The 5771-nt window shown below is 69.7% G+C and carries 5 protein-coding genes and 2 pseudogenes; all 7 read left to right on the plus strand.

Annotated features, from left to right (window positions below; all coding sequences use genetic code 11):
- Window positions 1–275 (plus strand): annotated as a pseudogene (locus ACFXA3_RS33280) (hypothetical protein); the annotation flags it as partial.
- Window positions 268–873, plus strand: coding sequence for an NADH-quinone oxidoreductase subunit NuoI (nuoI, locus tag ACFXA3_RS33285; RefSeq protein WP_385193017.1), 606 nt, complete (start codon window positions 268–270; stop codon window positions 871–873). The pseudogene ACFXA3_RS33280 and the gene nuoI, both read left to right, overlap by 8 nt.
- Window positions 870–1679, plus strand: coding sequence for an NADH-quinone oxidoreductase subunit J (locus tag ACFXA3_RS33290; protein ID WP_385193019.1), 810 nt, complete (start codon window positions 870–872; stop codon window positions 1677–1679). Before nuoI ends, ACFXA3_RS33290 begins: the two co-directional genes overlap by 4 nt.
- Entirely contained in the window at window positions 1676–1975 is a 300-nt protein-coding gene (nuoK, locus tag ACFXA3_RS33295) for an NADH-quinone oxidoreductase subunit NuoK (RefSeq protein WP_054223348.1), read from the plus strand. Before ACFXA3_RS33290 ends, nuoK begins: the two co-directional genes overlap by 4 nt.
- 12 nt (window positions 1976–1987) lie before the next feature.
- Window positions 1988–3883 (plus strand): NADH-quinone oxidoreductase subunit L, encoded by a 1896-nt coding sequence (gene nuoL / locus ACFXA3_RS33300; RefSeq protein ID WP_385193021.1) that lies wholly within the window; start codon window positions 1988–1990, stop codon window positions 3881–3883.
- A gap of 1 nt (window position 3884) precedes the next feature.
- Window positions 3885–5477: an NADH-quinone oxidoreductase subunit M gene (locus ACFXA3_RS33305; protein ID WP_385193024.1), complete on the plus strand. Its 1593-nt coding sequence runs from the start codon at window positions 3885–3887 to the stop codon at window positions 5475–5477.
- Between the two features lie 5 nt (window positions 5478–5482).
- Window positions 5483–5771 (plus strand): annotated as a pseudogene (locus ACFXA3_RS33310) (NADH-quinone oxidoreductase subunit N); the annotation flags it as partial.

The raw sequence follows: 5771 nt of genomic DNA on the forward strand, positions 1-5771 counted from the left end.
ACACCCCCACACACTCATCTAAATCCTCTCTGAGCCTGGCGCCTGGTGTGTGTGTGCCCCCCGCGCGGCGGGCGGCGCGCCCCGCCGGCGCCCCCGCCCCCCCCCCCGCGGCCGAGCCCTTCGACCCGCTGGCGGGTGGGTTCCCCGTACCGCCCAAGCCCGGCCAGCACCTCGCACCCGTACCGCGCAGGCGGCCCCGCCGGGAGCGGGAGCTGATTGTCAGTGGCGGGACGAATACTGACAGTGACCGAGAGGAGGGTGCTGAGAATGCCTGACGCGGAGCAGAACGAGAAGTGGCAGAACCCGGTGGCCGGCTTCGGCGTGACCTTCAAGGCCATGTTCAAGAAGCGCCTCACCGAGCAGTACCCGGAGCAGCAGAAGACCACCGCTCCGCGCTTCCACGGACGGCACCAGCTGAACCGGCACCCGGACGGTCTGGAGAAGTGCATCGGGTGCGAACTGTGCGCCTGGGCCTGTCCCGCCGACGCCATCTACGTGGAGGGCGCGGACAACACCGACGAGGAGCGCTACTCCCCGGGCGAGCGGTACGGCCGGGTCTACCAGATCAACTACGCCCGCTGCATCCTGTGCGGGCTGTGCATCGAGGCCTGCCCGACGCGGGCGCTGACGATGACGAACGAGTTCGAACTGGCCGACTCCAGCCGCGAGTCGCTCATCTACACCAAGGAGCAGCTGCTCGCGGGCCTGACCGAGGGCATGGTGGAGTCGCCGCACTCGATCTTCCCGGGCACCGACGAGCAGGACTACTACCGCGGTCTGGTCACCGGGGCGGCCCCCGGCACCGTCCGGCAGGTGGCGGTCTCCAAGGGCGAGACCCCCGCCGCGCCCGACGCCGAGGAGGTGCAGGCATGAGCGCCCTCGCAGCGGCCACCCAGACCTCCACGGGCGAAGCGGTCCAGTTCTGGGTCCTCGGCACCGTCGCCGTCGTCGGCGCGCTGTCCACGATCCTGATGAAGAGGGCCGTGCACAGCGCCCTGAGCCTGGCCGGGACGATGATCATCCTGGCGGTCTTCTACCTCGCCAACGGGGCGTACTTCCTGGGCGTCGTCCAGGTCATCGTCTACACCGGCGCGATCATGATGCTCTTCCTCTTCGTGGTCATGCTCGTCGGCGTCACCGCCGCCGACTCGCTGAAGGAGACCATCAAGGGGCAGCGCTGGCTGGCCGCCCTGTGCGGGCTCGGCTTCGGCATCCTGCTCATCGCGGGCATCGCCAACGCCGGGCTCGGCCACTTCAACGGACTCGGCCGGATCAACTCCGCCGGGCACGTGGAGGGTCTGGCCACGCTGATCTTCACCAAGTACGTGTTCGCCTTCGAGATCACCGGCGCGCTGCTGATCACGGCCGCCGTCGGCGCGATGGTCCTCACCCACCGCGAGCGCACCGAGCGGGCCGCCACGCAGCGCGAACTCGCCGAGCGCCGCGTCCGCGAGGGCGTGCAGGTCCCGCCGCTGCCCGCGCCCGGCGTCTACGCCCGGCACAACGCGGTGGACGTCGCCGGTCTGCTGCCGGACGGCACCCCGTCCGAGCTGACCGTGAGCAAGACGCTGCGGGCCCGCGGCCAGATCCGGGACGTGTCGAACGAGGCACTGGAGGACCTGAAGGCGCTGGAGCAGCGGTCGGCCGAGCGGCTCGGCCGTGAGGAGGCCTCGAAGTGAACCCGGTCAACTACCTGTACCTGTCGGCGCTGCTGTTCACCATCGGCGCCGCCGGAGTGCTGATCCGGAAGAACGCGATCGTGCTGTTCATGTGCATCGAGCTGATGCTCAACGCCTGCAACCTCGCCTTCGTGACCTTCTCCCGGATGCACGGCAACCTCGACGGCCAGATCATCGCCTTCTTCACGATGGTCGTCGCCGCCGCGGAGGTCGTGGTGGGCCTCGCGATCATCGTGTCGCTGTTCCGTACCCGCCACTCGGCCTCGGTCGACGACGCCAGCCTGATGAAGCTGTAAGGGGCGCTCACAGTGGAGAATCTGATTGGGCTGCTGATCGCGGCGCCCCTGCTCGGAGCGGCGGTGCTGCTGTGCGGCGGCCGGCGCCTCGACAAGGCCGGCCACTGGCTCGGCACCCTGCTCGCCGCCGCCTCCTTCGGCATCGGCGTGGCCCTGTTCACCGACATGCTCGGACGCAGCGCCGACGACCGGACGCTGCACCAGACGCTGTACACCTGGATCCCGGTCGAGAACTTCCAGGCGGACGTCGCCTTCCAGCTGGACCAGCTGTCGATGACCTTCGTCCTGCTGATCACCGGAGTGGGCACGCTCATCCACGTGTACTCGATCGGGTACATGGAGCACGACGAGCGCCGCCGCCGCTTCTTCGGCTACCTGAACCTGTTCCTCGCGGCGATGCTGCTGCTGGTCCTCGCCGACAACTACCTGCTGCTGTACGTCGGCTGGGAGGGCGTGGGCCTCGCCTCGTACCTGCTCATCGGCTTCTGGCAGCACAAGCCCAGCGCGGCGACCGCCGCGAAGAAGGCCTTCCTGGTCAACCGGGTCGGCGACATGGGCCTGTCGATCGCGATCATGCTGCTGTTCACCACCTTCGGGACCTTCGCCTTCGGACCGGTCTTCGCCTCCGTGGGGAACGCCACCGAGGGCAAGCTGACGGCGGTCGCCCTGATGCTGCTGCTCGCCGCGTGCGGCAAGTCGGCCCAGGTACCGCTGCAGTCCTGGCTCGGTGACGCGATGGAGGGCCCGACCCCGGTCTCGGCCCTGATCCACGCGGCGACCATGGTCACCGCCGGCGTCTACCTCATCACCCGCTCCGGGGCCGTCTTCAACGCCGCGCCGGACGCGCAGACCGCGGTCGTCGTGGTCGGCGCGGTCACGCTCCTCTTCGGTGCGATCGTCGGTTGCGCGAAGGACGACATCAAGAAGGCCCTCGCCGGCTCGACGATGTCGCAGATCGGGTACATGATCCTGGCCGCGGGCCTCGGCCCCATCGGCTACGCCTTCGCGATCATGCACCTGGTGACGCACGGCTTCTTCAAGGCCGGCCTGTTCCTCGGCGCGGGTTCCGTGATGCACGGGATGAACGACGAGGTCGACATGCGGCGCTACGGCGGCCTGCGCAGGTACATGCCGGTCACCTTCGTCACCTTCGGCCTCGGCTACCTCGCCATCATCGGCTTCCCGGGCCTGTCCGGCTTCTGGTCCAAGGACAAGATCATCGAGGCGGCCTTCGCGAAGGGCGGCACCGAGGGCTGGATCCTCGGCGCGGTCACCCTGCTGGGCGCGGCCATCACCGCCTACTACATGACCCGCGTGATGCTGCTGACGTTCTTCGGCGAGAAGCGCTGGCAGCCCGACGAGCACGGCCACGAGCCGCACCCGCACGAGTCCCCGAAGTCCATGACCCTCCCGATGGTCGTGCTGGCCTTCGGATCGGTCTTCGCGGGAGCCCTGTTCAGCCTGAACGAAGCCTTCGTGAAGTGGCTGGAGCCGGTCACCTCCTTCGAGCACGGGAACCCGCCGCTGAGCGCCGCCGCCATCACCGCCTCGACGGTCGTGGTCCTGCTCATCGGCGTCGGGATCGCCTACGCGCAGTACGGCAGGAAGCCCGTCCCGGTCGTCGCCCCGCGCGGCAGCCTGCTCACCCGGGCCGCCCGCCGGGACCTCTACCAGGACGACTTCAACCACGTCGTGCTGGTGCGCGGAGGGGAGCACCTGACCCGCTCGCTCGTGTACGTCGACCACACCCTGGTCGACGGGGTGGTCAACGGGACGGCCGCCGCGGTCGGCGGCACGTCGGGCCGGCTGCGCAAGCTGCAGAACGGCTACGCCCGCAGCTACGCGGTCTCGATGTTCGGGGGAACGGCGGTCCTCATCGCCGCGACCCTGCTGATGAGGGCGGTGTGAGATGAGTTTCCCGCTTCTGACGGTGACGGCCGCGGTCCCCGCGGTCGGCGCCGTCCTGACGGCGGCCGTCCCGGCCGCCCGCAGGACCGCCGCCAAGTGGCTGGCGCTGCTCTTCTCCCTGGCGACGCTGGCCCTGGCCGTGCTCGTCGCGGTCCGCTTCGAGCCCGGTGGCGCCCGCTACCAGCTCACCGAATCGCACGCGTGGATCCCCGACTTCGGCGTCCGCTACGAACTGGGCGTCGACGGCATCGGGGTGGCGCTCATCGCGCTGACCGCGCTGCTGATCCCCTTCGTCATCGGGGCCGGCTGGCACGACGCCGACCCCCTGGAGACCTCCTCCTCGCGGTGGCGGCCCACCCAGGGCTTCTTCGCCCTGATCCTCGCGGTCGAGGCGATGGTGGTGATCTCCTTCGAGGCCACCGACGTCTTCCTCTTCTACATCTTCTTCGAAGCCATGCTGATCCCGATGTACTTCCTCATCGGCGGCTTCGGGGACCGGGCGCACGCCGGGACCGATGAGAACGCGGCCGCGCAGCGCTCGTACGCGGCGGTCAAGTTCCTCCTCTACAACCTGGTCGGCGGACTGATCATGCTGGCCGCCGTCATCGGGCTCTACGTGGTCGCCGGGAACTTCTCGCTCCAGGAGATCACCGCCGCCCGCGCCGCCGGCACCCTCGACATGGCGACCAACACCGAGCGGCTGCTGTTCCTCGGCTTCTTCTTCGCCTTCGCGGTGAAGGCACCGCTGTGGCCGCTGCACACCTGGCTGCCCAACGCGATGGGCGAGTCCACCGCCCCCGTCGCCGTACTGATCACCGCGGTCGTCGACAAGGTCGGCACCTTCGCGATGCTCCGCTTCTGCCTCGGGCTGTTCCCCGACGCCAGCAAGTGGGCCACGCCCGCGATCCTCGTCCTCGCCCTGATCAGCATCGTCTACGGCGCGCTGGTCGCGGTCGGGCAGCGCGACATCAAGCGGCTGGTCGCGTACGCCTCGATCTCCCACTTCGGGTTCATCATCATGGGCATCTTCGCGATGACCTCCCAGGGACAGTCGGGCGCGACGCTGTACATGGTCAACCACGGGCTCTCGACGGCCGCCCTGATGCTGGTGGCCGGCTTCCTGATCTCGCGGCGCGGCTCCCGGCTCATCGCCGACTACGGCGGCGTGCAGAAGGTGGCCCCGGTCCTCGCCGGCACCTTCCTGATCGGCGGCCTCGCCACCCTCTCGCTCCCCGGCCTCGCGCCGTTCGTCAGCGAATTCCTGGTCCTGGTCGGCACGTTCGCCCGGTACCCCGTCATCGGCATCATCGCCACCATCGGCATCGTGCTGGCCGCGCTCTACACGCTGGTGCTCTACCAGCGCACGATGACCGGCCCCGTCAAGGAGGAGGTCCGCACCATGCCGGACCTGCGCCTGCGGGAGGTGCTGGTGGTCGCCCCGCTGATCGTGCTGCTGATCGCGCTGGGCGTGTACCCGAAGCCGCTCACCGAGATCGTCAACCCGGCGGTGGAGCAGACCATGTCCGACGTACACCAGAAGGACCCGAAGCCCGAAGTGGCTGTCGAGGCCAAGAACGGGGAGGCGGCGAAGTGAGCACCATGGCTGCGGCCCATGGGCTGCTGACGCTGGCGGCCGCGGAACCGGCCGACCGGATCCCGGCCCCGCACATCGAGTACGCGCAGCTCGCACCCACGCTGATCGTGGTGGGCGCGGCGGTCCTCGGAGTCCTCGTCGAGGCCTTCGTACCGCGCAAGTCCCGTTACTACGTCCAGGTGTTCCTCGCCGTGGCCGCGCGGGCCGCGGCCGTCGCGGCGGTCGTCGGCCTGGCCCCCGCCGGGGGGGGCGGGGGCCAGTCGGCGAACGCCGCGCGGGGGGCCGGGGGGGGCG

The sequence above is a fragment of the Streptomyces sp. NPDC059456 genome (assembly GCF_042750055.1).
GTDB lineage: Bacteria > Actinomycetota > Actinomycetes > Streptomycetales > Streptomycetaceae > Streptomyces.